Source organism: Idiomarina sp. UBA4206 (assembly GCF_002383015.1).
In the GTDB taxonomy this organism is placed as follows: Bacteria; Pseudomonadota; Gammaproteobacteria; order Enterobacterales; family Alteromonadaceae; genus Idiomarina; species Idiomarina abyssalis.
In genome coordinates, this window is sequence record NZ_DFTS01000013.1 from 23,668 (window position 1) to 25,273 (window position 1,606).

Genomic DNA, 1,606 nt, shown 5'->3' on the forward strand with positions numbered 1-1,606 from the left:
ACCGCCGGTTTATTTGTAATAAACCTATAATGCGGCCGCCACGATCAACAATAGGAAGAAATTGAGAGAAAACATCGCGGCCTTCAACACGGCGGTAGTCGTCTTGCTTCACCCCCGTCTGAACAGTTTCCAGTGCGAGCTGGCTGTTGCTCAAATCGGTTTCGGTGATACCGGCTTCTGCGACTTGCTGACCATACACATTGTATACCGATGCCCCGTATACCCGGCCAATATTGAAGACTGAATCCAGGTTAGCCTGAACCGTTGCTAAGTCGTTATTAAGTAGTGCATCGCTTATGGGTAAGCTAATGGCCCGTCCCAGCAGCTCTAAGTCACTTTTTAAACGCTCATTGGCTTCGTCAGATGCAACCTGCAGTCCAACACTTATCGCCACGCCCGAAATCAATAACATAGGCACGACAACATACATTAAAAGCCTTCGTTGCAGGCTGGATAGTGGCCAACTGTATCTTTTTGTCACACTGCCTCCTTTGACTGTGTACTAAGGATACACATTTTTGGGCTGACTTTCTGAGCGCTAACTGAAAAATACTAAAAGTATATTAAAATCAACAAATTAAAAAGTTGGCACAGTCTTCGCTTTAGTTAGAGTGTTAATAAAAACTGATAAATTCAATTAGGAGATTATCATGCAAAAGACAATTATCGCATTAGCAACTGTATTCGCACTGGGTAGTACTGCGGCAATGGCTCAACAGCAGCAATCGCAGGATCCTATGGCTCAGCAGCAGCAAACTCAGGAAATCACTGAAGGTATGCTGGTTAAATTTGTAACCGCTATGGAAGACGTTCAGGGTGTTACTGAAAAATACCGTGACCAGTTCCAGCAAGCTGAGAACCAGGAAGAGGCTCGTGAAATTCAGCAGTCTGCACAGGAAGAAATGATTGCAGCCGTTGAAGATGCAGGCCTTACTCCGCAAGAATACAACATGATTATTCAGCAAGCACAAAACGACGAAGAGTTACGTGCACGCTTAGAAGAAATGACAGGTGAAGAAAACTCTTAATCGTTAGTTCCATTTAATACAAAGCCCGCGGCTCTTTCTGAGTCGCGGGCTTTTTCATTTAAAGTTTAAACAGCTTCCCCTCACTTAATCCATTTAGCATCAAGCTTTCGATTTTTTTCAAACTTTTACACTATATTGTCTTGATCATATGTTGATTTAATGTAACAAAAGATGCTGTGTTGTTGATTTAACACACAAAATCGATAAAAACTCCCGGGGGGGAACATAATAATGAAAACAAACTTTAAATACTCGCTATGTGCATTAGCAATAGGAGCCGCATTCGCGTCACCGGTCAGCTTTGCGCAGGATCAAGAGAATCAGGCAGAAGATGACGCTCTTGAACGCATTCAGGTCACAGGCTCCAGAATCTCACGAACCGATATGGAAGGCGCTTCTCCTGTCGAAGTTATTGACAGAGAAAGCATTGAAGCCTCAGGTTTTAACAACCTACAGCAACTCTTAGAGCGCTTACCTTCGGCCGGTGTGGGAACCTTCTCAACTCAGGGCAATAGCCAGGACACTACCGCGAACGGCGCTGCTGCAATTAGCTTGCGTGGCTTTGGTGCCGACTCAGG

The 1,606-nt window shown here is 44.5% G+C and carries 2 protein-coding genes and 1 pseudogene; 2 read left to right on the forward strand and 1 reads right to left on the reverse strand.

Features of this window, described 5'->3' with window-relative positions; translation table 11 throughout:
* Window positions 1–481: pseudogene (locus B3180_RS02580) on the reverse strand (sensor histidine kinase); the annotation flags it as partial.
* A gap of 169 nt (window positions 482–650) precedes the next feature.
* On the opposite strand from B3180_RS02580, the gene B3180_RS02585 reads away from it, so the two are divergent.
* Window positions 651–1,028: a DUF4168 domain-containing protein gene (locus tag B3180_RS02585; protein ID WP_273023610.1), complete on the forward strand. Its 378-nt coding sequence runs from the start codon at window positions 651–653 to the stop codon at window positions 1,026–1,028.
* 231 nt (window positions 1,029–1,259) lie between these two features.
* The coding region (locus B3180_RS02590; RefSeq protein ID WP_286842857.1) for a TonB-dependent receptor plug domain-containing protein at window positions 1,260–1,606 on the forward strand (347 nt) is incomplete at its 3' end.